The organism is Cohnella candidum (assembly GCF_003713065.1).
Lineage (GTDB): Bacteria > Bacillota > Bacilli > Paenibacillales > Paenibacillaceae > Cohnella > Cohnella candidum.
Genome location: NZ_CP033433.1, coordinates 5149817 through 5175076, shown reverse-complemented (window position 1 = coordinate 5175076; position 25260 = coordinate 5149817). Strand labels below are relative to the sequence as shown.

The following is a 25260-nucleotide window of genomic DNA, read 5'->3' as shown; positions in this document are numbered from 1 at the left end:
GTTTATCCCTCCATGGAAGCAAGCAGGTTCGTGATGTTGCGGTAGCTGATCGCGACGCTCTCGAGTTCGTCCCGCACGGTATGGTCCTGCTCGACGAACAGGTACTTGGCCGCGCCGTTCCGGTTGATTTCGTCGACGATGCCGCGGATGTTCATGCTGCCTTCGCCGATTTCCGCGAAGTATTCTTTTTTCGAAAACGGCATGAAGCGCTCGAACGTGATGGGCTCCGATTCGTCGATCGTTTCAAAAACGTTGACCGGCTTCACGGCCGCCGGGATGTCCTTCTGGTGCACCAGATCGCAGCGGCTGCCCAGCTTGCCCAGCCATTCGATCGGATCCACTCCGCCTCTCAGCGCCCAGTAAGTGTCGAACTCGATTTTGACGAGGTCCCTATCGGTCCGCTCCAGCAGGATGTCCATCATATATTGACCGTTGAACCGCTGGAACGTTTCGAAGTGGTTGTGATAGTAGAAGTCCAGGCCGTTTTCGCGAGCGCGTTCGCCGTAACGGTTCATTTTGTCGCAGAAGGCATAGACAGCGTCGAGGTCCGCGAACAGCTCCATCGGGTTGATGATCGTCTTGCTGCCGATTTCCAGGTTGTACTCGATCAGATCGTTCCAATCGACGGTGTCCAGGATGCCGACGTGGCTGGACACGATCTGCAGATTGGAGTCGTCCAGCACCTTCTTCAATTCTTTCGCGTTAAGGCCGCAGAACCGGACGCCGTTGTCCGCGTTATGAATGAAGAGTTCCAGGTTCTTATAGCCGATTTTAGAGATTTCCTTGAGCGTAGCCGGGCAGTCCTGCTGCAGCGCCTGGCGCACGGAGAACAATTGCAAACCGATTTCGAAGTTCATGTTAAACCTCCATCCGAGAGTTCGATTATCCTTTGACCGCGCCGATCATGATGCCTTTAACGAAGTATTTTTGGAAGAACGGATAGGCGATCAGGATCGGAATGACGCCGATGACGGCGATGGCCATCCGCACCGTCGTGCCGGGAATGGCGCTGAGCGCGTCGCCGACTTGCGACGACATGTTGCTGCTCGAAAGAAACTGGATGTCCATCAATATCCGGTTCAAGATGTTCTGAATGCTGAAGTAGGCCGGATTCGTGATGAAAATGACGCCGTTAAACCAATCGTTCCAATAGGCGATCCCCTGGAACAGCCCGACGGTCGCGAGGATCGGGGTCGACAGCGGAAGCACGATGGACGTGAAGGTCCGGAACTGTCCCGCGCCGTCTATCCCGGCGGATTCGATGACGGCGTCCGGCACCGAGTTCAAGAAGAACGTCCGCATGAGCAGGATGTTGAAGCCGTTCAGCAGCAGGTTCGGAATGATGAGCGCCCAAATCGTGTTCTTCATGTCGAAGTACTGCGTGTAGATGAGGTAAGTCGGAACCAAACCGCCGTTGAACAGGATCGTGAAAAAGACGATGAACGTCAGCGGCTTGCGGGGGCCGAAGCTCTTCTGCGATAACGGAAAGGCAAGCATGGCCGTTAATATCAGCCCGGCCGTCGTGCCCACGATCGTAATGAGCACGGTGATTCCGTAGGCGCGAAGCAGCTGCGAGGATTCCCGCGCCAGGTACCGATACGCCTCGCCGCTGAACGCCGACGGAAACAAGGAGTAACCGTCGCGGATGATCGCTTGCTCGTCGGCGATCGAACTCATGAACAGCAGCAGGAACGGAAGGATGCACGCGAGCGCGATCAGCATGAGGAAGACGTGCGCCGTCCATTGAATGAGTCGGTTTTGTTGGGTCATGGTCGCGCTCCTTTCAGAACAATGCGTGGTCTTTGTTGATCTTGCGTACGACGTAGTTCGAGAGAAGGACGAGAAGGAAACCGACGATGGACTGGTAGCAGCCCGCGGCCGCCGACATTCCGATATCCCCGATCTGCATCAATCCGCGGTAGACGTACGTATCGATAACGTTGGTCGCGTTCATGATCGGACCCGATTCCATCGGAACCTGGAAGAACAGTCCGAAATCCGCGTAGAAAATGCGCCCGATCTGGAGAAGCAGCATCATGACGATAACGGGCGAGATGAGCGGAATCGTGATCGTGCGGATCTGTCTCCATTTGGAGGCTCCGTCCAGCGTCGCGGCCTCGTAATATTCTTTGTCGATGCTGATGATCGCCGCCAGGAATACGACGCACAGGAAACCGGCGTTTTTCCATAGGTTGACGAACACGAGAATGAATGGCCAGTAGACCGATTCGTTATACCAGGAAATCTCATGGATGCCGAGCATCGGGAGAATCGTGTGGTTCATCATGCCCGTATCCGAGCTTAGCAGAGCGAATACGAGGTAGCTGACGATGATCATGGAAATCAGATAAGGAAGCAGCAGCACGCTCTGGTAGAAACGCGAGAAAAACTTCGAAGTGATCTCATTCAGGAAAATCGCGATGGTGATGGAGAACACGAAGTTCACGACGATGAACACGGCGTTGTAGCCGATCGTATTGCGCGTGATGATCCACGCGTCCGACGTTTTGAACAAATATTCAAAATTTTTAAAACCGATCCAGTCGCTGTGCAGGATGCCTATGGCGAAATCGACGTCTTTGAATGCGATGACGAGGCCAAGCATCGGCAAATAGTTGTTGATCAGCAAGTAGAGGATTCCTGGGAGAACCATCAAGTACATGGCTTTGTTCCGGGAGACGTTCCTCAGCACTCGTTGCCATACGGTCAAACCCATAGGCTCCTCCTTCCTGGGGGTCGAACGGGCCTCCGCGATGGAGGCCCGCCGCCTTTCCGGTAACGGTCAAACGTCCGTTACTTGGAGGCTGCCCACTCGTCCAGCTGTTTTTGTTTTTCCGTGATGATTTTTTCGAGGCCAGCGTCTTTAAGCTTCTTGTTGAATTCCGGCAGCACTTTGGCCGGGTCTACGGTGCCCCACTCGAGCGCCATCTTGTATTGGTTGAGCACGTTCTGCACCGCCGCGACTTCCGTTTTTACCGGGGTTTGGTCGAACGTGAAGCCGAGCGCTTTCGATTGGACGGCAGAGTCGTTAAACGCCTGCAATTGCTTCCACAGGTCGGTAGAATCCCCTTGCCATACGTGAGTCAGGAACTGGTTGCCGAACATCCAGCCTTGGTTCAGGTTGTACCCGCTGTTGTTCTGGTCGACGCCTTGCGGGTATCCGGCCGTTCCGTCCGAGTTCACGACGTAATGCTTGCCTTCGATGCCCCAAGCGAGCAGGTTGGCTACATTGGTGTCCGTGAACATCAGGTTGAGCAGCTGCATCGCTTTCTCCGGGTATTTGGAGTTGCGCGGGATGCCCCACATCATGTTCGCGACGGAGCTCGTCCGTGCTTGCGGCTGGAGCAGCGGGATCGTGACGACCTTCTTGCCGATCAGACGGGATTCTTGTTCCGCGTAGCCCGGCTTGATCCGGGTCAGCAGGACGTCGCCGCGGCCTGCTTTCACGAGCTCAAGTCCGCTGTCTTTGTTCGTTGCCGCATCCTTCATGATGTAACCGGCTTGATACCAGCTTCTTACTTTGTTCAGCAGGGCGGCATATTCCGGCTGCTCGAACCAGTTGACGACTTTGAGATCCGTCGCGTCGCCTTTCAGTACGCCGAGCTTATCGCCCAGGTTGTCGTAAGTCATGTAGTTGTCGAGCAGGGAATCGCCGGGGCCGAACGGCACCAGAGGAGTCGAGTTCGGGTCGTTCTTTTTGATCGCGGCGAGCAACTTCTCCACGTCGTCGAACGTCTTGATGTCTTCCGCCTTGACGCCGTTCTTGTCGAGGATTTCCTGCGGAACGACAAGTCCGTACTCGTCGGCGAGGTCGCGCATCGTGGCGACGCCGTAGGTTTTGCCTTTGACCTTGCCGGCGGAAACGTATTTATCGCCGAGCGTCTTCACGACGTCTTGGCCGTATTTCTGGAGCAAATCGTCGATCGGCTGCAGCTGATTTTTCGCCACCTGGGTGGTGTAGTTGAACCAGGTACCGACGACCATCAAGTCGACTTGCTCGTCGCCCGTCAGCATCAGGTTCGTCTGCTGCGCGTAGGTTCCGTAGCTGATCGGCAGCAGCTTCACGGTCGCGTTGATTTTCTCTTTCGTGATTTTGTTGATTTCGTCGTTGACCAGTTGGATGTCTTTCGGTACGCCGTTCAAGACGAAGAAAGGCATCACGAGCTCGGCTGTCTTGCCGTTATCCGCGGAAGCCGATGCCGAACCGGAACCGGAGGATTCCGACTTGGATCCGCCGCCGCATGCCGACAGTACCAGCATCAGCGCCAACACGAACGATAAACCGCTTACAACCTTGCGAAATCTGTTCATACCTGAGCCCCCACGCGTTCGTTTTGTGAATCTGAGTTGATTGTAGGACAGGAGGCCATGGTGACTCTACCTGCGGTCTGACGTGTTCCTAGCTCTAATCTGACCTCCGGTTTTGAGGGTCGGCATGTGAACGCCGATAATCGACGGGGTTCATGTCGGTGGCTTGTTTGAACATTTTCGAGAAATAGGAGAAGTTCGTGTACCCGACCCGGGCCGCGATTGACTGCACCGACATGTCGGTTTTCTGCAGCAGGTCCTTGGCGATCTCCACTCGCAGCTGCGCGGTATATTCGGTGAGAGACAAGCCCGTTTTCTTGCGGAACAGACGCGAAATGTAATCCGGATTCAGGAAGACGTGCTGCGCGATATCGTTCCGGGTCAGCTCTTTGTCCAGATGGTTCCGGATGTGGGTCTTGATGCGTTCGATCACCATCTCCGGTTTTTGCTCCACGTTCAAATAGGTTTCGGCCTTCTCGGTCACGTGCCGGAGCCAGCGCTTCATGTCTTCCAGGGAAGACGTCGAACGGGCGGTTATGTCCACGGAGGTTTTGTCCCGGTACAGTTCTTCCGCATGGATGCCTTTTTCGTTCAACGACAAATAGAGGGCTTCGAGAAAATGGTGATAAAACCGGTGAAGCATGTCCGAATCCAACGCTTTCTCGTCGACCAAGCGGTGCAGGAAACTTTCCGAGTCCTGCAGGAGAAGCTGCGTTTTGCCCTCCTGGAGCATGACCTTCCACAGCCGGCCGTCCGGCAGTTGAACCGTCCGATTGGACGCGGCGGTTTCTCCGGGCATGAACACCTTATTCAGCATGGCGACGTTCGACTTCATCCCTTGTTTTAAGCGCTCGAACGATTCGTGCAAGTCCGTCATCGGACCGGCTTGGCCTACGTAACAAGACAGGTCCCAATCGCAAGTCTCCCGGCAGTAAGCGATAAAACCTTTGCATGCGCTCCGCAGGGACTCAGGGTCATACGGTACATCCCGCTGCAGCGGGTTGATTATGACCAGCGACTTCGCGTCGTGAGCGACGGAAAAAACTTCGACGAATCGTTCCGAGACATAAGACGCAGCGGCTTCTTTGAGCTTATGCTCCGCGGAACCGCCGTCTACTTCCCGTTGGAGACCGACGAGAACGGGAACGTATTGCTCGGAGTCCGGCAAAACGATGTTCCGCGACGCCGCCGCTTCTTCCAGTGCCCGGCTTTCCGGCGGAATTGAACCATGAAGGACGTCATGCCAAAAACGCTCCATCACGAGCGGTTTGTTCTTCTCCCACAGCTCGCTGTTCTTGTGATGGCTCTCCCGGACTTGCTTGTCGAGCAGCAGATCCTTCGCCTTGCCGACCGCCTCGGACAGCTCATCATACGGAACCGGCTTCAGCAAATACTCAAGGCCGCCGAGCTGAATCGCCCTCTTGGCGTAGGTAAACTCCGCGTGGCAGGTCAGGATGATGGTTTCCACCCTCGGGTGAAACTCCTTCACCCAAGCGAGCAGCTCCAGGCCGCTTCCTTCCGGCATCTCGATATCGCAGATCATGATGTCGACGGATTCGTTCTCGAACACTTCCTTGGCCTGACGGATATTGTTGGCCGTGAAAACGGACGATATGCCCAAGCCGTCCCAATCCAGAGCGTCGCGAAGGCCCTCCAGCGCATGAACCTCGTCGTCTACCAGAAGCATGTTCATCTTGTATGCAACCTCCTTGAGGAAATCGGCTGATTTTAAACGGGAATGAGCATTTCGACCGAAGCGCCGCCCTCGGGCCTGTTGGTGAACGTCAGTTCGCTGCCCGGGTTCAAATGGTGTAGGCGTTCGCGGATATTCGAGACCCCGATGTGTTCCCCGTCTTCATCCACGATGCGCTCTCCTGCCCGCAGCTTGGCCAGCGCCTCTTCCGAAAATCCGGTGCCGGTGTCCTGCACGCGAATCCATAGCCGGGTACTCTCCTCGTCTTTTCTGAGCTCGGCATCGATCGTCAGCTTCATCACCCTGTCCATGGACATGGCGTGTTTCACCGCGTTTTCCACGAACGTCTGCACGGCCAGAGGCGGCACGGGGATCGGAAGCGCTTGGTTTTCCACGTTGATTTCGTATTGGAACCGGTTCGGAAAACGATGCTCCTGGATCACGAGGTAATTCCGGATGTGCTTGATCTCCTTGTCGAGTGGAACGGAATACTGGTTCGTCTGCAGCATGTAGCGGAAATATCGGGACAGGCTGATGGACAGCTCCTGGATGAGCTCATATTTCTTCACTTGCGCCAGGTTGTAAATGATGTTGATCGCGTTCAGGAAAAAGTGCGGTTTGATTTGCAGTTGGTAGTATTTGAGCTCCGCCTGCTGTTTCTGGAGCTGTTCTTCGTAGTAGCTGATTTTCAGCGTTTCGATCTCCTGGATCATGCCGTTGAACGAGTCGTTCACGATTTCGAATTCGTCGGACGTCCGGTAAGGGGTGATGGCGGCTTTCAGGTTGCCTTCCTTGACCAGCTTCATCGCCATTAGAATGCGCCTGAGCGGGAGCAGCACCGTCTTACGGAGCATCATGAGGGAGAACGGAACGAGCAGCGCGACCGCCAGAAAACAGAGAATGATGACCCTCGTCAAATAAGGAAGCCCTTTCAAAATGTCGCTGTCCGGGACGAGCGCGATGAGACTGATGTTGCTGATGCTCGATTTTTGGCCGACGACAAGGAATTGCTCTTTCGATCCCGACATGTAGTAGGAGTCCGTTTGCCGGTTGAGGTCGATCTGATGCTCGCGGACGAAATCCTCGTTAACGAGCGGCTCTCCCCGGTCCGTCGCGAACAGAGGGGTGACGTTTTCTCCCTTATTCACGTAACTGATCGGCGTCAGCAGGTTTTTCACGTTCACCCACGCGCCGATGATGACGTTGTCCGTTTTGGAGTAGGTGACGAGGTAATGCTCTTTGCCGATCGTTTCGGCGTACCACTGCTTCGTGATGTCCTCGTTCGATTGCATTTCAGGCTGCAGCCTCGTCATTAATTGCGAATAAACGAATAAAGCGTCGGACGGGGAGTTCCGGTACGTTTTCAAAATGTCTTGGTTCGGAATCGAATAGACGAACATGGAGTCGACCGCCTTGAGCAGAAGGATGTCCTGGGACAATTCGTTGGACAGCCGCACCTTGGAGAGCATGTAGCTGTCCGTCAATCCCTTCTGGTTCAACTCGATCAGGTCGGGGTCGCTTAACGCCAGTTTGTAGATGTATTTGGAGACGTCGTCGAGATTCTCGTCGATCTGGCGCATGTACAGCGAGATGGTGTTTTTGTTGGAAACGGATATTTGGTCGCGGACGACGTGAATGGCGTAGTAATTGTTGAAAAAGAGGAGAGCAATCAAGGGGACCAGGACGATGAGCACGCCTGAGAATAATTTGAACTGGATGGAATTCCTTTTGAGCTTGAGCGGATTCAGATAGATCCCTCCCATGAGGACTGCAGGCTGCCGGTCTGCCGAGGGCGGCAAGGTTAACGGTAACCTCCATTCTAGCAGAAAACGTGGGAGAATCGTCAGGGAGCAAAATGGAAAAGCCGCCAGTCCGACGACTGGCGGCTTCTACCATTGTTCATTTGTCCACTTGTTCCTACTGTTACCCTAACAGCCGTCCCATCCGCTTGGCCGCCTCCATGATGGCCGGCGCATGCTCGTGCATGACGTCCGGCGTCAGCCGGTTGGATGGCCCCGACACCGCGAGCGCGGCGACCAACTTGCCTGCGCGATTGAAGATCGGAGCCGATACGGCAGCCGCTCCCGGCTCGCGTTCCTCGAAGCTTGTCGCGTAGCCCAGACTGTGGATCTCGTCCAATTGCCGGGCGTAAGCCGTCCGGTCCAGTCCCGCGGGCCATGTGGGCTCCGCCATGGCGGAATCACGAACGGATGGCTCGTCGAACGCCAGCAGCACTTTGCTGGACGCGCCCACGGACAAAGGCAGCCTCGCCCCCACGGTGGCAACCCGGCGGATCGCCTGGCCGCTCTGCACGGCTTGGATCCGAACCCTCTCGTTCCGGTCTCTCACATAGAGGCTGACCGTCTCGTCGATTTCGTCGCGCAACCGCTCCATATCCGGCAGCAGCACCACCGACGGATCGCCTTCGCGGGCCAAGTTGGATGACAATTCAAGTACGCGCAGGCCGAGCCTGTATTTTTCCGTCGCGTCGTCCCGAATGACGAAGCCCCGGTCCTCAAGCGTCGCGAGCAGCCGGTGAACCGTACTCTTGTGAAGCCCGATCTGTCCGGCGATTTCCGACAATCCCCACTCCGGTTTTCCCGTAAAACACAATAAGACGTCCAACGCTCTCTCCACGGCGCGGACGGTTCGTTTTTCTTCTTCCATTTTGCGTATTCCCTCGTTTCATCCTATGAAACACCGTTATGCCTAGTATAACGCAATCGCCCGCCGGAGTAAATGACTTCCAGCTTGGATTACAGTTTGATTACACCGGATTTACATTTCGTTCAGGCTCATTGACGCCCTAGGTCTCTGGGTCTAAGATGAGAACAACCCGCTCCATAAAAACGCTTACAAAAAAGAGGCGATGCCCGAATGACAACGCTGCCCGCACCAGTCGCCCTTGGAGGAAACATCCCCCTCCCGCTCCTTCCGGAACCCGGAGAGCAATCCCTCGTCCGCCGCATCGGCCGTATGATGATGTATGTTTTCCTATCGGGCGTACTTGCCCTCGTTCTGATATATGCAGGCTTTCATGCCTATATGGCTTGGAAATTGACCCATCCTAACGTGTCGCCGCTGACGTCGAATCCGATGTTGGCGAAAAATCTGGCGTATTCCGACGTGACATTCCCCAGCTCGGACGGCAAAAGCACCGTAGACGGCTGGTGGATTCCGGTAGAAGGCAGCCGGCAAAGCATCGTCCTCAGCCACGGGTATGGAGCGAACCGCGAGGAAAGCTGGGTTCCGATGTACGACTTGGCGGACATGCTTCACAAACTCGGTTATAACGTCCTCATGTTCGATTACGGGTTCGCGAACGGCAAGCACCGCCTCTCCGCGACGGGCGGCGTGCGCGAGTCCAAGCAGCTGCTCGGCGCCATCCAATACGCGCGTCAGCAAGGCTCCGAAGAGCTGATCGTCTGGGGCTTCTCCATGGGAGCCGGAACGGCGCTTCAAGCGGCCCTGCAGCATGCTCCCGTCGACGGGATGATTCTGGACAGCACGTTCCTGCCGAACGAAGATACACTATACTATAACCTCGAACAGACCCAGTTGAAACTTCCGAGATATCCGACTTTGTCGCTGATCAAATGGTTCCTGCCGATCATGGGCGGAACGTCGCTGGACCAAGTTCCCGCAAAGCTGGCGCAGGATACGCCGTTCGACTTCCCGATCTTCCTGATCCACGGAACAAACGACCGCAAAGCTCCCGTTTATTTGGCCGAAAACGTCGCGAAGGTCCAGACCAATCCCTACTCGCAGCTGTGGGTCGTCAAAGGCGCCATTCACGAAATGATTTTCCGCACGCACAAAAAGGAATACGTAGACCGGCTCACCGTGTTCCTTAAGGAAGTGCACACCGCGACGGTTACGAAAAAGTTCGGCACCCATGCCGTCAGCGTTTGATTTTCATAGGTCGGCATATTCGGCCCCTCCCCGGCATACGTTGGGTACGTAAAGTACCCAATCGCCTCGGGAGGGGTTTCGCCATGCTTCGGGTATACGGGGACAGGATGCCGATCCGCATTCTGGAGGAAATCGTGTTGTGGAAAAGGCGCGAAAAAGAACATGCGGCGGTCATCCGGGAAATCGTGCCCGGGCTGGAGTGGCCCTATGTCCGATTGATGCAGGAGTGGGAGAGCGTGTTCGGCCGAACGTCGGAGCAGGCGCAAGATCAGCTTCGTTCTGCAATGGAAGGCGGGGGCAGCGAGGAACTGTCCAAGCTGCTGGAAGGAGCGCGCCACCAGACGTTGGAATTCGTCCGCCAGCTCGGCCTTCTGCAACAGCATAGCGCCGCCGTGCGCCGAATGCCGTCCGCGCCGGCGTTGCTCGACTTCGTTCGCAAGGAGTCGGAAGCTTTCCGATCGGACGTCGACGAGCCCGAAGGAATGGACGATTTCGTCGGTCCTGAGCCTGCGGACTCTCCTCTGCGCCCCGAAGGAACGTGGTCGAATCCCCTCGGCATTGCAGGAGCCTGGGGAGGGACCCGAGCGGTGGCGATCGGCGGGCATACGCTGCCTCCATTGCCTTATCCCTATAACGCGCTGGAGCCCTGGATCGACGAGAAAACGATGCGCATCCACCACGACAAGCACCACCAATCCTACGTCGACGGGTTGAATAAAGCTGAAAAGAAGCTCGAGGAAGCCCGCAGGACCGGCGACTTCGATCTGGTGAAGCATTGGGAACGGGAACTCGCCTTTAACGGCGCGGGCCACTATTTGCATACGATTTTCTGGGACGCGATGACGCCGAGAGCCATCGGCCAGCCCAGCGGCGCGCTCGCTGCCGAGATTGGCAGGAGCTTCGGCAGCTTCGACGGGTTCAAGAGGCAATTTTCCGAAGCGGCTATTAAGGTCGAAGGCGGAGGCTGGGCCATCCTCGTCTGGAGCCCCCGCAGCGGGCGGTTGGAGATTCTGACGGCGGAGAAGCACCAAAACCTGTCGCAGTGGGACGTCATTCCTTTGCTGCCGCTGGACGTGTGGGAGCACGCCTACTACCTCAAGCACCAGAACGACCGTGCCGCCTACGTCAGGGATTGGTGGAACGTCGTCAACTGGCCCTTCGTCTCCGACCGCTTCGCCCGGGCGCGGACGCTGCAGTGGGTGCCTTATTGAGGGATGCCGGTGCGCTGAAAGACGATCCATCGATTCAATTGATGCAAATGTGCATTAATTTCGAAACCGGTTCTCGGCGGGGATTCAATTGATGCCAAAATGCAGGTATTCCATGACGAATCCGCTTTGGGAGCCATAACGGGGCTCAATACCTGCACGATTGCACCAATTTACGTCCGTTGAACGGGATTCGGCTAAAATACATGCACATTAGCAGGTATTTGGAACAACGGTGACTTGCACAATAAAAGCCGACAGGAGCTTAACTCCTAGTCGGCTTTTGATTCAGGGTTGCCCTGCAACTGGAGGATAGTAAAAGGTTGAGGGGTCGGATTCTGCCTTTCCGACGCTCTCTCTCGTAATGGATAGAATGCCTCCTGTGTCATCCAAGGAAACGCCGGTGATAGTTATTGTTGATTTTCCCGGGGGCACGATTTCGGTTTTTACGGGTATGCCCAAGGGATTCATAAAGTCCCTGACTCGAATAACGTCCCCTTCCGTTATTTGACTGACGATGATCTCATCTTCTACACCTGCGACGTTATGCAATTGTACCTGGTTAGAAACTAAAGTCGGGGTTATCGCGAGACGCACCTCTTTAGCGCCCCCTCCGAGAGCAATAAATAAATAGCGGCCGGGTGAAAGACCCGTTGTCGCAAGAGACAGGAGTTGGTTGGCCGTTTCCTGTGTAATCACTATTTTCAATGCTTTACCTTGCGCGATTAACTGTTCGAGATTTTCCGGAGTTAACGGGCTGCCAAAAGGCGTGAGATAGATCGTGGACGGCCTGTCGACCATAAACGTAAAAGAATCTCCAATATTGTTCAAGATCACGGGCCCAGGTGAACTTGGAACCGTCACGATCGGCCCTTCTGCGAACGCTGGACTGATGATATCTTGTGCCAACGCTTCTTGCGTTTGCTTATTCTTCAACGCTCCATGGGCAATCTTGATCCTATTAACGGTTCCTGTATAAGGTTGACCGAATGTAATGAAAAGCAAATCCCCGACAGTGGACACTGTGTCGTCTGCAGTAAGCGGCTGAAAATTCACTCCATCGTTGGCGAACGAAATGCTCGCTTTTAAAGATGCCATGTTCTCCTTGTTGTTCTCAATTTGCGCATTAAATCGTAAGATGACGCCATTATTGTACATTTGGGAAAGCGTACCCGTACTGCTGAGATCAAGCGGCACCGGTGCGGGATCACCTATCGTAATGGCTATCGGCGAAGTAATGTTTCCGTTTACGTCAATACCATAGAGATTCCAAGACCCTGCAGGCAATTCGTTCAGAGGCATAAACGTAAGGTTTCCAGTCTTCATTGCTTGAGCTGTCCCTTGCCCCGATTGCACCTTTTGTTGAAGTTCCATCCTCGAGTTGTAGGTAGTTCCTGAAGGTACCAGGTACGCAACTCCTTCTTCGCTGCTGGTCAGTACCAACTCGCTTCCGACGGGAACCACCGAAGATACCACGGAAAGGGACGGAGCTGATACGTCTGAAGGATTCAGAATGGGCGACGCATTCTTCATCGCCGTTGCCCCATTGCTTACATGTTCTTCGTCGTATTTAATCAGTATTGCCATGTATCCTATAGGATGTCGTTCTTCGTCATATAAAAACAGATATACATAGCTATCATAAACTTGTGAGATTTCGAGATCATAGTGCCGATAAGAAGCACCCAAGAACGCAATATCTATCGGTGAAGCTAATGGGATAATCTGCTTCACATCTTCCTTGACTGCAGCGTAAGGTACAGGAAAGTTACCCAAAGTGGGTGTGCTGTAAATATCGATAAACTTTGCGCTTTTCAAAAGTGGACCCATCGCATCGCGGTTAAAGCTTACTTCGTAGCCATTTGTAATACCTGGATTCGTTTCGCTCGCAATGTTTAACTCATTCCGGTTCAACGGTCGGACTGCTACGCCAGCACTATCGGTTATAACATTTAACGGTTCCCCATCATAGTGGTAATCGCCTTCGCTGATCGTTGAGCCTGCGCGTTTGACTTTTATATATAGATCGGAATCTTGACCTGAAGTTGGATGATAGCCAGAAAGACTTTCAAATGCGTAACCAGGGTTGACTGTCAGCGTCCAGCTCGGATTTCCATCTGTTGGCTTTCGGTAAACTTCCACTTTATCTCCAGGCTGAAGCACCAAATGGTCAGCAATCAATGAATAATATTTCATATATTGGCCTGCTTCATCGTAAAAGGCATGACTGCGGATCAGGAACTCTTCTTGTATCGTTCTGTGGTAATAGAAGATAAAGTGGTAATACTGGCCCTGACCGTTCGGACTCGTGACGAAGACTTCGATATCAACATCCTCAAGAGGCTTTAGCATGATATTAAAATGAGCCGTTCCCTTTTGCGTCCCCGTTGGGGTAGCGCCAATTGGCACTTTTCCGTACGAAATATAGTAAACAATTTCCGCATCCGGGTCTTCCGGTGTCAATGTAATAGGTACCGTTGAAGAAGCAAGATCCCTCGGAGTTTCAACTGAGTACCGAAAAATATTTTTATCGAATCCCGTGCCAACCCTGACACTTTGGTCATTTCTTTTTTCCCAAACATAGCCCTCTGCCGTTACCATGGACAAAAGAGCACTATGGCATTGGGTACAAGACGGACCTCCGCCATCTCCATTCCCGTTCCCATTTCCATTTCCGCCTCCACCACCTCCGCCGCCTGCGAAGATAGGAATGAACGGCGCCGTCACATCAATTTTATCCTTGCCGGTGCCGTCCACTTCCGCGGGCTTCTTCTCGAAAGAAGAGCCTTGGGCGCCCTCGTTCACCGTCGCTTTATCGATTGAGCCTCCGCCCGTTACCTTGATCACGGCATTGAGGACAAGTTTCAAAATCTTTGCTTCGTTCCCTACGTCGACCGTGTTGCCGGAAGCGCCCCCAGCTACCGTTACATTACCGACCGAACCTTTCGGGATGTTGATTTTGACGCTCATAGAGGCAACGCTCACATCATCGAACATTCCGATCAAGTCGACCGTCGCATCTTTCGGAAGCAGCTTTGCCAACTCTACATCGGCAAAACCGGTTCCGGTTAGACCGTTTTCCTCAATGAACGCGGATGATTGCACGACGACCTATTGCACGCTTGTCGAACCGGATGCGACGATCCGAACTTTACCGCCGGTCTTATCCACGATAACCCGAACCAACACGGAGTCGGTCACATGGATGGAATGCTCCCCTCCGCCACGCACGGTCGTCGTTCCTTTAACGTTTACGTGATCCAGAGTGACGTCGCCATCTTTAATTTCTTGGCCGAGCAGCAGATTGCCCGTGATGACCATATTGCGTAATGTGACACCTGCCGAAGTGATGGCCACATTGCCGACAATCGTCTCGGGTGCGGAAGCCGCCGAACCGTATTCACCGGGTTTGTCAAAAGTCTTGGTCGCTTGGGAGAGACCTAAGGCGGCATCCAAAGAAGCTACCGTTTCCGCACGCGTGATGAAGGCTTTCGGACGGAATTTGCCACTGGCGTCGCCTTTCATGATTCCTGCCGCAGCCACGGCCGCGATGGAGGATTTGCTCCACTCGGCGATTTCGGACGCATCGCTCCATGCAGACAGGTCAACAATGGTCGGAGCAGGAAGCTTCAGCAATGCCGCGATCATGACGGCGGCTTCTTGCCGAGTCGTGCGGCTGTCCGGGTTCACTTTGTTTTGGTCATTTCCCTTCAAGTATCCCGCCTCTACCGCAATGGCGATCTCATGAGATGCCCAGTGCGAGGCCGGAAGATCGACAAATGAGACGCCGGCCTTCTCCTCTTTCAACTGGAAAGCTCGGTTGATCAGGGCTGCGAACTCTGCCCTCTTTACAGGTGCGTCAGGCTTCAAGGAGCCATCCGGATACCCGTGGATCCAGCCATTATCTTGCCACTTCTGCAACACGGATGCCGCCCAATGGGTTCCGGTTTGCGAATCTCCTGCCGCGAATGCCGTCGCAACCCAAGAAAAGACGAGAATCAAGCATAAGGCCCTGCACGTCCACTTGCGCAATATCATCACCAAACGTCCTCCCCAACGCGAACCGAATCGAATCTCACAAAGGATAAACCGTTTTCTTTTGCTATTATATAAACTTCTGGTAACTTCTTCCTACGGTTCCAAAAGACTATAAAAGTGTGCCTTTTCAACACGCCGCGCGTTCCAGGTCGATTCTGCTCAAAGGATGAACGATCAACCATCAGATTTCGATTGTGTTCGCTAATTGTGGCGGATGGCGGGAGTGCGTGCGAGGTTAAGTAGTCGTGGTTTACTTATTGCGGCGGATGGCGGGAGTGCGTGCAAGGTTAAGTAGTCTTGGTTTACTTATGGCGGCGGATGGCGGGGGTGCGTGCGGGTTTAAGTAGTCGTGGTTTACTTGTTGTGGCGGATGGTGGGAGTGCGTGCGAGGTTAAGTAGTCCAGGTTTACTTAGCGTGGCGGATTGCGAGGGTGTCTGCCCCCACTTCGTCACCCATTTTAAAATAGAAGGAAAAGTTCCCACTAAAATGGCGGCTTTCTCGAAAATCACGCAAATAGCTCCGAAAACTCCCACTAATTCAGCCCGGACATAAGCGTTGGCAAGGAATCGGCAAAATTTGTTGGAGCTTTTCCCACTAATTCGCATCAACCCCCTTCCAGCGGCTAAATAGTTGGAGTTTTTCCCACTAAATAAAAAAACGGCAGCCCCAGGGCTGCCGTTCGCTCGTTCGGCTATGTCGCGATAAGCTCGCTTACAAACTCCAGTCCAGCTTCACTTCGTTGCCGGTGCGGGAAGATTCGTAGATCGCGTCGATGATCAGGTTGCTGCGGAGGCCCGTTTCGGCGGACGTCCAAGGCTGCTTGCCCTCGCGGACGCACTCGAGGAAGTGGCGGCTGAGGCGCACGCGGCCGCCTTCGTCGCCGGCAGGCTCCGAGAGCGCGGCTTCCATCGGCTGATCGAACTGTTCCGTCAGGAACTTGCCTTCGGAACCGCGCAACACGGCGCCGCCTTCGGTGCCAATCAGCTTCACGAACGGCATGTCATCCGTATCGGTGTGGACCGCCCAGCTGACGTCCAGCGTCAGCGTACTGCCGTCTTCCATCTTGATGATCGCGGTCGCCAAGTCTTCGACGTCATAGGTGCCGTTCCAATCCGGCTTGCCCCAGGTGCCGATCCCTTTCTTGCGCGGACCGAACTCCGCGTATGCGGCGCCATACACCGACACCGGCTTCGGCTCGCCCATCAGGAAGAACGTCAGGTCCAGCATGTGCACGCCGATATCGATCAGCGGGCCGCCGCCGGATTGGGCTTGCTGGGTGAACCAGGTGCCCCAGCCGGGGATGCCCTTGCGGCGCACATAGCTGGCTTTGGCCGTATAGATGCGTCCCAGTTTGCCCTGCTCGACCTGCTGCTTCACTTGAAGCGGCAGCCACTCCCAGCGCATCTGGTGCGCGACCATGACGGTCAGCCCGGTGCGTTGCTGGGCGCGGACGATTTCCTTCGCCGCGGCGGCGTTTAGGCCCATCGGCTTCTCGACGAGCACGTGCTTGCCGTGCTCCAGCGCGAATATAGTGAGCGGAGCATGCGCCTGGTTCGGCACGGCCACAATGACGGCATCCACGTCTTCGCGCATGATGAGCTCCTCCGGGGAGCTGGCCACGACCGGAATCCCGTATTGGGCGGCGCGCTGACCGGCCAGCGGCAAATACGCGTCCGTAATGGCGGTAAACTCGCATTGGTCCTTCAGCTTGCCGAACTCCTGCAAATGCACGTTGCCGATATTGCCCGCTCCGATCAAGCCGATGCGGATTTTCTTCATGGTACTCATGGGTGGTCCTCCAGTCAGTTTCCCTCAAACGGGTGATAAGAATATCATAGACGATGGCGCCGGACGAACGTCATACCCGCAATAGTCTTGTTTCTCCACTTATTTGATATACCCATGGCACGCAAAAAGGCACCCTCCGCCAAGGAGAGTGCCCTCACGCCTGCTTATTGTTTCAGCAACTCAAGGAATTCCGAGCGCAACGCGGCGCTGTTGCGGAACTGACCGCGTACCGCCGACGTCACCGTTTTGCTCCCCGGTTTTTTGACCCCGCGCGCGCACATGCACAAATGCTCGCCTTGGACGACGACCATCACGCCGTTCGGCTTAAGCACCTCGTCCAGCGTATCGGCGATCTGCGACGTAATCCGTTCCTGCACCTGAAGCCTCCGAGTGACCGCCTCGACGAGCCTCGCCAGCTTGCTGAGACCCGCGATTTTGCCGCTCGGTATGTATCCGATATGCACTTTCCCGAAGAAAGGCGCCATATGGTGCTCGCACTGGCTGTAATAGACGATGTCTTTCACGATGACCAGTTCTTCGTGCTGTTCGTCGAAGGTCACGCCAAGCACGTCCCGCGGGTCGATCGAATAGCCTGCGAAAATTTCCTCGTACATGCGCGTCACGCGAGCCGGCGTCTCCAGCAAGCCTTCCCGCTCGACGTCCTCGCCGATCAGCTTCAAAATCTCGCGCACGTGCGACTCGATTTTTTCCCGGTTGCTTTCCACGTTCCGATTCACGTAATCTTTCATGCCCGCCATGAATACTCCCCCTCTTGCCCGAACCCGGCCCTGGCCGGATTCCGACGCCGCCCCTGGCCGCCGATTACCGGCGCTTCTGGTTTTGGCCTTGGTTTTTCATCATTTGCTGGGCTTTCTGCAGCTGTTGTTTGTTCATATTGTAGCCCATTTGCTTGGCCATCTTGGCCAGCATGTCCGGATCGTTCTGCATTTTGGTGAGTTGGTTCTTCAAATAGAAGACCCCTACGGCAAACCCGATAATCGCGCCGACGACCAGCGTGACGATCGGAATGATGATGCTCCACATATGGAAGTTCCCCCTGCTTGATCAAAATAAAACCCTGCTGCCTCGGGCACGAGTGCGCAGGGTACTTGCCTACATGATAGCATGGCGTCCGGGTTCTCGCAAACCGCCTGTCCGTGACGAAAATCCCCGGAAAATCAGCTTAAAACGGCTTCGATGAAAAGGGTATGATGCTGCGCGAGATCGATCTCTTTGGCCTCGACGGTATCCTCGTCTTCCCGGCTGATGATCCGCACGATCGGCCGTGTCGGCAAGCCGCGGTGCTGGCCGACGACGACGCCGATTTTGCGGTTCGAGAGTTTGACCGAAATGCCGTTCGGATACACCGAGACGACCTTCATGAACTGGGTCAGCACCTCGTGATCCAGCAGCGTTCCGGACATTGCGCCGAGGCGCTCGCAAGCCTCGTGGGGCAGCATCGGCGTTCCTGATTCCGGCTGGTAAAGCAGATTATCATAGGTGTTCGCGACGGCGACGATTTTGGCGTACGTATGGATCTCGTCTCCCGTAATGCCCCGCGGCAACCCCGACCCGTCGACCGCCTCATGATGCTGGAACGCCACGTGGGCGACCAGGAGACTGTACTCGCGTTTCATTTTCAGGATTTCGAATCCCCGCCAAGCGTGATGCATCCGGCCTTCCTGTACTTCGGGCGCGTTCAGCTTGCCGATGTCGTGCAACAAAGCCCCGATGCTGAGGTCCTTCAGCTGGAGCATGTTCAGGCCCATGTTCAAGCCGATGAGCGTGGACAGCATGCAAACGTTCATGGCATGCACGTAAGCCGCATTGTCCGCCGTCCGGATATCGGACAGGTGGACCATCACGCCCGAATTGCGCATCACGTCGTCGAGGAGCTGATCGATCGTCTGGCTGATCGCTCTCGTGCTGAATTCCTTGCCGGAGCGCAAAGCTTCGAACGTCTCCGACATCTGCTTGATGACGGCTCGCTTCGTTTCGTCGGACAGCATGTCTTGCGATTCGATGTCCCGGAATTGCGGGTCGTCGATGTAAATGGTCGAAACGCCGAGCCTTTTCAGAGTGCTGATCATGAAAACGGTCAACTGGACGCCGGTGGACAGAAGCACCGTGCCGTTGTCCGAAAATATCGTTTTGCCGAGATACTGCCCCGGTTCGACGGATTCGATGTTAATGAGTCTCATCCAATATTCTCTCCCACGGTGTATATCTGGATGTCTTCTATTCTACCGTATTCAGGCAATTTTCGACAGTACCTATCAAAGTTCGCCACGGCTCCCGGAAGAAACCTTACGGATCTGCCGCAAAGCCCGTTCTGCAGCCTCCCGAACGGCAGGCTCCTGCTCCCGTTCCCCGGCAAGCGCTTCGGACAACGCGGCTTCCGCCGCTTCCCCGCCGATGCGTCCGAGCGCCCAAGCCGCCGTCGCCCGCAGCTCCGGACGCGGATCTTCCGTGAGCACCCGCGCCACGTCCGGCACGGATTCGGAATCGCGGAAATTGCCCAGCCCGATCAGCGCGTTGCGCTGGATCGGCTTGCGGCCCCGCCAGGCAGCCGCGCTGGCGCCGAACTTCTCCTTGAATTCGCGGTTGCCCATTTGGAGCAGCGGCCGGAGCAGCGGCTTGGCCACCTCCGGATCGGGGAGCAGCTCTTCATGATGCCGGAAATCCACGCCTTTATTGATCGGGCACACGATCTGGCACGTATCGCAGCCGTACAGCCGGTTGCCGATTTTGAGCATCAGCTCTTCTTCTACGTACCCTTTGGTCTGGTTGACGTAGGAGATGCACCGCTGCGCGTTTAACTGCCCCGGACCGACGAGTGCGCCGGTCGGACAAGCGTCGATGCATCTCGTGCAATCGCCGCATCCTTCTTCGACCGGCTGATCCGGCGGAAGCGGCAGATCCGTGAGCATTTCGCCCAGGTAAATCCACGACCCGAACTCATGCGTAATGATGGAACAGTTTTTTCCCGACCAGCCGATGCCGGCCCGTTCAGCCACCGCGCGGTCCGACAATGCGCCGGTGTCGACCATCGACATGAGGCGCGCTTCCGGCACCCGCTCGATCAGCCAAGCCGCCAGCTTATCCAACCGCCTGCGAAGCGCATGGTGGTAATCCTCGCCCCAGGCGGACCGGGACAGGATGCCTCTTCTGAGCCCCGGCTCCGACACCGGCGCATCCTTCAGCTTGGACGGATAAGCCACGGCGATCGACAAAATCGTCCGGGGCTCTGGGAGCAGAAGCGACGGATCCGTCCGCTTGTCCAAATCCGGCTCCTCGAAGCCGGATTCGAAGCCTTGTTCCCGGTGCTTCACGAGACGCTCTTTCAACACGGTGAACGGATCGGCCGCGGCCACGCCGATTTTATCGATGCCGAGACCGGGAGCCGCGGCGACCATTTCTTCTTTCAGCAGGCGCCAGAATTCCGCGTCCCGCTCCGATGGAGCCACTTGGCATCCCTCCTTACAGTTTCGTCCAACGTACGATCGGCCAGATGACGGCTTCTGCCTTTCCTATAATCATGTCCTCGGGAACCTCTTTAAACGCGCGGCTGTCTTTGCTGCCTCCGGCGTGACGGTTGTCTCCCATGACGAAATAATGGCCGGGACTGACCTGCGTCGGCCCGAAATCGCCGTCCTCGATCGCCGAGTCCGTATACGGTTCGACGGTCAGTTCGCCGTTCAAGTACAGCTGGCCGCTCCGGATTTCGAGCTTGTCTCCCGGCATGCCGACGATGCGTTTAACCAGGTAATCTTTTCGGTCAGCCCCGTCGCTCGGATCTTTCAGAATGACGACGTCTCCCCGCTCGGGGTGGCCGAACTCATACGAAATTTTATTCACGAACAGCCATTCCTTCTCTTGAAGGGTGGGCTGCATGGAGTGCATTTTGACCGTGGAGAGCTGGAAAACGTAAGCCCGCAGGAGCAGCACGACAACGGCGGCGACGATGAGCGCTTTGGCCCAATCCCACAATTCCTTGCGCCAGCCGGTCAGCCAAGGCCCCCGATCGGGTTTCGTTCTGCGCGCGGACGACAACGTTTCGGTCTCTTGGGTCATGGCCGATCTGGTCTCCTCTGCGTTTTTTTCCACTCTTCGTAATAACGGCGGACCTGCTCGTCCCCAAACGGGACGGACCGGCACTCCAACCGCTCCTTCAGCCTTGCGAGCCCGTCGTCGATGCGGGCGAGCACTTCGGCGTCATAGCGGTACTCGAGCCGATGGCGGTTGAATTCGTCGCGGTCCAACTCCATCACCGTGCCGTCCGGAAGCTTCACGATGTCCAAATCGTAGTCGATGTACGTCCATACGTCGTGATATTGGTAAAAAGGAGAGGCGACGTTGCAATAGTAGCGGATACCCCGGTCTTCCAGCAGCGCCACCACGTTAAACCATTCTCCCGGAAGGAAAAACGCGGCGGCGGGCACCCGGCTGATCCACTCCTTGCCGTCCGCTTCCCGGATCAGCGTGCGCTCGTTCAGCAGCACCTGCACGCCGGCTTCGGCGTGCTCCGGTTGAAGCAATTCGGCAGGCACGATCCAATTCTCCAGCCACATCCGATGCAAGGAGCCGTCATGTTTGAAGCTTTTGATAATGCCGCGGCGATATGTCGTTGAGATTCTTTCGCTTTCTGCCATGCCTGCCCTCCGCAGCATCCCGTGATCGCAAGTAACCGCTTCGCCTATCCTCCGGATTGGCGGATTAATTTAAGAAAAGCATATCCCCCCGCCAAATGCAATGGCGTAACGGATATGCTTTCAAAAGAGCGAATAGGTAAGGCCTATATCTCCATAAAATCAGCCTGCTACGATAGCAAGCGGCCGGGACGGTCTGGCGAAATCGACCGGCGCGAGACCGAGCGCTTCGTAGAACGGTCGAAGCACCTCGTTGTGCTTGTCCCCTGCGATAAGTACTTTCAAAACATTGCGCTGGCGGAACCGGGCGTTCATCGCCGATACAAGAGCCTTCCCGACGCCTTGGCGCTGATATTCCTTATGAACCGCGATGCGGTAAACGTAACCCTTCTGCTGATCGATCGTGCCGATCAAAACCCCTGCGATGACGTCATCGATCGAAGCGACAAGCACCAGCTCGCTGTCCCACGACAGCTGCCGCGCGAACGCGCCCATCGTCTCCTCGCAGCACTCTTCCGACAGCACTTCCTTAAGAAGCTCGGCAACGGACCGGTAGTCCGAAAGTTGGAAAGAACGGATCTGCATGTTGCACAATCTCCCCGGGCAAAAGATTTACGTCCATTTAACGCACTATTAATATTACGACAATAATATGAATTTTTCATTCCCTTTTGTGAAAAAAACATAAATTAATTTTGGGAAAGCCAGAGAAATCCTTATGAAAACGCTTTATATCGGATGATAACTATAAATTTACGTATAAAAATGGGGGAATCGGACGAAGGATGTCTTTTTTTGCGCGTATTTGAGTTATTTACCCGGGTTTTCGACTTTTCAAACATCCGTGTTGATTTACTCCGGCAAATTTAGGATAATAATAAACGTGAGTTACATATGACACCCAATCAGGAGGTATTTCACATGGCACACCAACTGCCCGAACTGCCCTACGCGAAGGACGCGCTGGAGCCGAACATCGACGCGACGACGATGGAAATCCATCACGGCCGCCATCACAACACGTACGTGACGAACCTGAACAAAGCGCTGGAATCCGCTCCCGAGCTGGCCGGCAAAACGGTCGAAGACCTGATCGCCGACCTGAATGCCGTTCCGGAAAACATCCGCACGGCCGTTCGCAACAACGGCGGCGGACATGCCAACCACTCCCTGTTCTGGGTGACGATCTCCCCGAACGGCGGCGGCGCTCCGTCCGGCGCGCTGGCTCAAGCCATCGACAGCGAGCTCGGCGGCTTCGAGAAGTTCAAGGAATCGTTCGCGGCTGCCGCGACGACCCGTTTCGGCTCCGGCTGGGCATGGCTCGCCGTGGGCAAAGACGGCAAGCTGAAAGTATACAGCCTGCCGAACCAAGACAGCCCGATCATGGAAGGCGACAAGCCGATCCTGGGCCTGGACGTATGGGAGCACGCTTACTACCTGAAATACCAAAACAAGCGCCCGGACTACATCGCGGCGTTCTGGAACATCGTCGACTGGAACAAAGTCGGCCAACTGTACGAAGCTTCGAAATAAGCAGCTGCAGACGAACGCTCTCTCCCGCTTGGGAGGGAGCGTTTTTCCATTGCGGACAAAACAAAAAACCACGATACCCGTGGGTCGAACCCCGGACATCGCGGCTTAGCTATCCTATATTCCGTTCCTGCGAGAAGTATGCTCCGAGCAGCGTCTTGAACACCTTCGGCCAAGCCAGCCGTTCGAAATCCGCCCGGTCGATCCAGCGGTAAACTTCCGTTTCCGGGGAGCCTGCCAGCTCCGCTGACCATACGCGCACGAACCAATGCAGATGCGTGAACACGTGCTCCGCGCTCGCCACATGCTGCTGCGCTTTGACGCTCAGCCCTTCGGCGGCCAGCGCCCCCGCAAGCCAGACCGGCGCGTCGTCGCCGGACGACCAGACCGACTCATTCGGTGCTTCCACGTGAGGCAATTCCCACATGCCGGCAAGAAGCCCTTCCGCAGGACGCCTCCTTACGAGCACGCGGCCCGCCCATTCCCCCTCGCCTTCGATCAGAACCGCCAGCCGGTGCACCGGTTTCGGCGGCTTGGCTTTCGACTTCACCGGCAGCTCGCGCTCGCGGCCCGCCAGCCTGCCGGCGCAATGCTCCATCACGGGGCAAGACAGGCAGCCCGGAGACCGAGGCGTGCACACGAGCGCGCCCAGCTCCATCAGCGCTTGGTTGAAGCTGGACGCTTCTCCTTCGGGAATAAGCTCCTGCGCCAGCCGCTCCATGCCGACGCGGACCGAGGGCTTCGCGATGTCGTCGTCCAGGTTGTAGAAGCGCGACAGCACCCGCATGACATTGCCGTCCACAGCGGGCTCAGGCAAGTCGTACGCGATGCTGAGAATGGCTCCCGCCGTATAAGGGCCGACGCCCTTCAATGCGGAGACCGCGGCCTTGTCGCGCGGCACGGCGCCGCCGTGAAGCTCGGCCACTTGCCGTGCGGCCGCCTGAAGATTGCGGGCGCGGGAGTAATAACCGAGCCCTTCCCAGGCCTTCAGCACGTCGGCTTCAGGCGCCTCCGCCAAGCTGCCGACCGTCGGGAAGCGTGCCATGAACCGCTCGAAATAAGGGATGACCGTGTCGACCCTCGTTTGCTGCAGCATGATTTCCGATACCCATATATGATAGGGGTCCCGGCTTCTCCGCCACGGCAGATCCCGGCGTTCCCGCCGGTACCAGGCGAGCAGCTCCGTACCGAAAAACCGGTTGATATCGTCTCGGGTCATTCTTCCGCTCCCGCTCCCGGTTCCGCATCCGTACCCGATTCGGCGATGCCGAGGCTTTGCTTGCGGTACCGGCTCGGCGTGAGGCCGGTGTGCGCCTTGAACATCCTCGAGAAGTAATAAATCTGCATGCCGACGCGGGCGGCGACGTCGGAAACGTTGCACTCCGGCTGAAGCAGCAACGCTTTGGCCGTTTCCATGCGCCTATGGTTGACGTACTGGATCGGCGAGTAACCGAGCATGGCCTTGAAGAACACGATGAAATAGTTCGGATGCAGATACACCTGGCGGGCCAATTCCTCTACCGTGATGTTTTCCGCCATATGCTCGTCGATATATTGCAGGACCGTGTCGATCTTCTGCAGCTCCTGCGTCGGATAAACCTTGCCGATTCCCTTGGGGAGTTCCTCCAAATACATGCTGACCAGCTCCAGCATGATGGCTTTGACGCGGAGCCTCGACGTGAGCTGGTCCTTCTTCAATTCTTGGATCAGCCTGTCGAACAGCTGGCTGACGGCCGACTTGTTCTCGACCCAGACGGAAATCGGCAGGTTCAGCGTACGGTAAATGTCCCTGTCCCCATAGCTCGCGTGAAAATGGCACCATTGGATGTTCAGGACTTCCCCCGGATCCACCGCCACCCGGTGGGGCGTTCCCGCCAGCAGGATGCACAGGGTGCCGGGCACCAGCTCCAGCTCCTTGCCAAGCGCCCACAAGCGGCCTTTGCCCGACCGGACGTACAAAAAGCGGTTGCAGTCATAGACCACATCCCGCGGTTTCACCGATATAGCCCCTACTTCCGTTTCCGATGCGGAGGCGACTTCGATTTGCATTTGCTCCAGGTGCTTCATCAGGATGGTAAAATAAGTCGTTGTCATGTAGGCTCCCCGTTATTTGTTGCCATGTGAATGCTCCGG

The 25260-nt window shown here is 55.9% G+C and carries 22 protein-coding genes; 3 read left to right on the top strand and 19 right to left on the bottom strand.

Translation table 11 applies throughout. The features are described 5' to 3' along the window. Positions 1-2: 2 nt before the first annotated feature. The 7 genes from EAV92_RS23865 to EAV92_RS23835 form a co-directional block, all read right to left on the bottom strand. The gene (locus EAV92_RS23865; protein ID WP_123043390.1) at positions 3-857 is read right to left on the bottom strand and encodes a sugar phosphate isomerase/epimerase family protein; all 855 of its coding nucleotides are present in this window, start codon (positions 855-857) and stop codon (positions 3-5) included. A gap of 25 nt (positions 858-882) precedes the next feature. Then, positions 883-1770: a carbohydrate ABC transporter permease gene (locus tag EAV92_RS23860; RefSeq protein WP_123043389.1), complete on the bottom strand. Its 888-nt coding sequence runs from the start codon at positions 1768-1770 to the stop codon at positions 883-885. Positions 1771-1783: 13 nt separating this feature from the next. Further along, the gene (locus EAV92_RS23855) at positions 1784-2716 is read right to left on the bottom strand and encodes an ABC transporter permease (protein ID WP_241158380.1); all 933 of its coding nucleotides are present in this window, start codon (positions 2714-2716) and stop codon (positions 1784-1786) included. Between the two features lie 77 nt (positions 2717-2793). Beyond that, the gene (locus tag EAV92_RS23850) at positions 2794-4311 is read right to left on the bottom strand and encodes an ABC transporter substrate-binding protein (protein WP_123043388.1); all 1518 of its coding nucleotides are present in this window, start codon (positions 4309-4311) and stop codon (positions 2794-2796) included. Between the two features lie 94 nt (positions 4312-4405). Next, positions 4406-6001, bottom strand: a complete 1596-nt coding sequence (locus tag EAV92_RS23845) for a response regulator transcription factor (RefSeq protein WP_123043387.1) — start codon at positions 5999-6001, stop codon at positions 4406-4408. Between the two features lie 35 nt (positions 6002-6036). Further along, entirely contained in the window at positions 6037-7800 is a 1764-nt protein-coding gene (locus tag EAV92_RS23840) for a sensor histidine kinase (RefSeq protein ID WP_123043386.1), read from the bottom strand. Positions 7801-7924: 124 nt separating this feature from the next. Further along, a complete protein-coding gene (locus EAV92_RS23835; RefSeq protein ID WP_123043385.1) occupies positions 7925-8668 on the bottom strand; it encodes an IclR family transcriptional regulator in 744 nt (247 codons plus the stop codon). A 210-nt stretch (positions 8669-8878) separates the two neighbouring features. Here EAV92_RS23835 and EAV92_RS23830 point away from each other — a divergent pair, with 210 nt between their 5' ends. After that, positions 8879-9913, top strand: a complete 1035-nt coding sequence (locus EAV92_RS23830; protein WP_123043384.1) for an alpha/beta hydrolase — start codon at positions 8879-8881, stop codon at positions 9911-9913. An 83-nt stretch (positions 9914-9996) separates the two neighbouring features. Further along, positions 9997-11124 carry a Fe-Mn family superoxide dismutase gene (locus tag EAV92_RS23825; RefSeq protein WP_123043383.1) on the top strand — a complete coding sequence of 376 codons (1128 nt, stop codon included), beginning with the start codon at positions 9997-9999 and terminating at the stop codon, positions 11122-11124. Between the two features lie 285 nt (positions 11125-11409). Here EAV92_RS23825 and EAV92_RS23820 read toward each other — a convergent pair whose 3' ends face one another. The 10 genes from EAV92_RS23820 to EAV92_RS23775 all read right to left on the bottom strand — a co-directional run bounded on the left by EAV92_RS23820 (position 11410) and on the right by EAV92_RS23775 (position 22182). Continuing rightward, positions 11410-14226, bottom strand: coding sequence for a hypothetical protein (locus EAV92_RS23820; protein ID WP_123043382.1), 2817 nt, complete (start codon positions 14224-14226; stop codon positions 11410-11412). A 6-nt stretch (positions 14227-14232) separates the two neighbouring features. After that, positions 14233-15159 (bottom strand): S-layer homology domain-containing protein, encoded by a 927-nt coding sequence (locus tag EAV92_RS23815; protein ID WP_123043381.1) that lies wholly within the window; start codon positions 15157-15159, stop codon positions 14233-14235. Between the two features lie 712 nt (positions 15160-15871). Then, positions 15872-16948 (bottom strand): Gfo/Idh/MocA family protein, encoded by a 1077-nt coding sequence (locus tag EAV92_RS23810; RefSeq protein WP_123043380.1) that lies wholly within the window; start codon positions 16946-16948, stop codon positions 15872-15874. A 164-nt stretch (positions 16949-17112) separates the two neighbouring features. Further along, entirely contained in the window at positions 17113-17706 is a 594-nt protein-coding gene (gene folE, locus EAV92_RS23805) for a GTP cyclohydrolase I FolE (RefSeq protein WP_123043379.1), read from the bottom strand. 64 nt (positions 17707-17770) lie between these two features. Then, on the bottom strand, positions 17771-17992 hold the full coding sequence (locus EAV92_RS23800) for a YneF family protein (RefSeq protein ID WP_123043378.1): 222 nt from the start codon (positions 17990-17992) through the stop codon (positions 17771-17773). A 134-nt stretch (positions 17993-18126) separates the two neighbouring features. Beyond that, a complete protein-coding gene (locus EAV92_RS23795) occupies positions 18127-19149 on the bottom strand; it encodes an HD-GYP domain-containing protein (RefSeq protein WP_123043377.1) in 1023 nt (340 codons plus the stop codon). A 75-nt stretch (positions 19150-19224) separates the two neighbouring features. After that, positions 19225-20364, bottom strand: a complete 1140-nt coding sequence (queG, locus tag EAV92_RS23790) for a tRNA epoxyqueuosine(34) reductase QueG (RefSeq protein WP_123043904.1) — start codon at positions 20362-20364, stop codon at positions 19225-19227. Positions 20365-20428: 64 nt separating this feature from the next. After that, positions 20429-21022, bottom strand: coding sequence for a signal peptidase I (lepB, locus tag EAV92_RS23785; RefSeq protein WP_123043376.1), 594 nt, complete (start codon positions 21020-21022; stop codon positions 20429-20431). Then, positions 21019-21600, bottom strand: a complete 582-nt coding sequence (locus EAV92_RS23780; protein ID WP_123043375.1) for a DUF402 domain-containing protein — start codon at positions 21598-21600, stop codon at positions 21019-21021. The genes lepB and EAV92_RS23780 overlap by 4 nt, the downstream gene beginning before the upstream one ends. A gap of 159 nt (positions 21601-21759) precedes the next feature. After that, positions 21760-22182, bottom strand: coding sequence for a GNAT family N-acetyltransferase (locus tag EAV92_RS23775; RefSeq protein WP_123043374.1), 423 nt, complete (start codon positions 22180-22182; stop codon positions 21760-21762). A gap of 336 nt (positions 22183-22518) precedes the next feature. Between EAV92_RS23775 and EAV92_RS23770 the strand changes: the two genes are divergently transcribed. Beyond that, the gene (locus EAV92_RS23770) at positions 22519-23130 is read left to right on the top strand and encodes a superoxide dismutase (protein WP_123043373.1); all 612 of its coding nucleotides are present in this window, start codon (positions 22519-22521) and stop codon (positions 23128-23130) included. A 109-nt stretch (positions 23131-23239) separates the two neighbouring features. Here EAV92_RS23770 and mutY read toward each other — a convergent pair whose 3' ends face one another. Both mutY and EAV92_RS23760 read right to left on the bottom strand, forming a co-directional pair. Beyond that, entirely contained in the window at positions 23240-24346 is a 1107-nt protein-coding gene (gene mutY, locus EAV92_RS23765; RefSeq protein ID WP_123043372.1) for an A/G-specific adenine glycosylase, read from the bottom strand. Next, on the bottom strand, positions 24343-25221 hold the full coding sequence (locus EAV92_RS23760) for an AraC family transcriptional regulator (protein WP_123043371.1): 879 nt from the start codon (positions 25219-25221) through the stop codon (positions 24343-24345). The genes mutY and EAV92_RS23760 overlap by 4 nt, the downstream gene beginning before the upstream one ends. Positions 25222-25260: the final 39 nt, after the last annotated feature.

Coding starts and splice junctions, on each gene's coding strand:
- EAV92_RS23770 (WP_123043373.1), top strand. CDS start 22,519: ATGGCACACCAACTGCCCGAACTGCCCTACGCGAAGGACGCGCTGGAG.
- queG (WP_123043904.1), bottom strand. CDS start 20,364: ATGGTCGCCGCGGCTCCCGGTCTCGGCATCGATAAAATCGGCGTGGCC.
- lepB (WP_123043376.1), bottom strand. CDS start 21,022: ATGACCCAAGAGACCGAAACGTTGTCGTCCGCGCGCAGAACGAAACCC.
- EAV92_RS23760 (WP_123043371.1), bottom strand. CDS start 25,221: ATGACAACGACTTATTTTACCATCCTGATGAAGCACCTGGAGCAAATG.
- EAV92_RS23825 (WP_123043383.1), top strand. CDS start 9,997: ATGCTTCGGGTATACGGGGACAGGATGCCGATCCGCATTCTGGAGGAA.
- mutY (WP_123043372.1), bottom strand. CDS start 24,346: ATGACCCGAGACGATATCAACCGGTTTTTCGGTACGGAGCTGCTCGCC.
- EAV92_RS23800 (WP_123043378.1), bottom strand. CDS start 17,992: ATGTGGAGCATCATCATTCCGATCGTCACGCTGGTCGTCGGCGCGATT.
- EAV92_RS23845 (WP_123043387.1), bottom strand. CDS start 6,001: ATGAACATGCTTCTGGTAGACGACGAGGTTCATGCGCTGGAGGGCCTT.
- EAV92_RS23810 (WP_123043380.1), bottom strand. CDS start 16,948: ATGAGTACCATGAAGAAAATCCGCATCGGCTTGATCGGAGCGGGCAAT.
- EAV92_RS23815 (WP_123043381.1), bottom strand. CDS start 15,159: ATGATATTGCGCAAGTGGACGTGCAGGGCCTTATGCTTGATTCTCGTC.
- EAV92_RS23795 (WP_123043377.1), bottom strand. CDS start 19,149: ATGAGACTCATTAACATCGAATCCGTCGAACCGGGGCAGTATCTCGGC.
- EAV92_RS23835 (WP_123043385.1), bottom strand. CDS start 8,668: ATGGAAGAAGAAAAACGAACCGTCCGCGCCGTGGAGAGAGCGTTGGAC.
- EAV92_RS23830 (WP_123043384.1), top strand. CDS start 8,879: ATGACAACGCTGCCCGCACCAGTCGCCCTTGGAGGAAACATCCCCCTC.
- EAV92_RS23775 (WP_123043374.1), bottom strand. CDS start 22,182: ATGCAGATCCGTTCTTTCCAACTTTCGGACTACCGGTCCGTTGCCGAG.
- EAV92_RS23865 (WP_123043390.1), bottom strand. CDS start 857: ATGAACTTCGAAATCGGTTTGCAATTGTTCTCCGTGCGCCAGGCGCTG.
- EAV92_RS23850 (WP_123043388.1), bottom strand. CDS start 4,311: ATGAACAGATTTCGCAAGGTTGTAAGCGGTTTATCGTTCGTGTTGGCG.
- EAV92_RS23855 (WP_241158380.1), bottom strand. CDS start 2,716: ATGGGTTTGACCGTATGGCAACGAGTGCTGAGGAACGTCTCCCGGAAC.
- EAV92_RS23860 (WP_123043389.1), bottom strand. CDS start 1,770: ATGACCCAACAAAACCGACTCATTCAATGGACGGCGCACGTCTTCCTC.
- folE (WP_123043379.1), bottom strand. CDS start 17,706: ATGGCGGGCATGAAAGATTACGTGAATCGGAACGTGGAAAGCAACCGG.
- EAV92_RS23780 (WP_123043375.1), bottom strand. CDS start 21,600: ATGGCAGAAAGCGAAAGAATCTCAACGACATATCGCCGCGGCATTATC.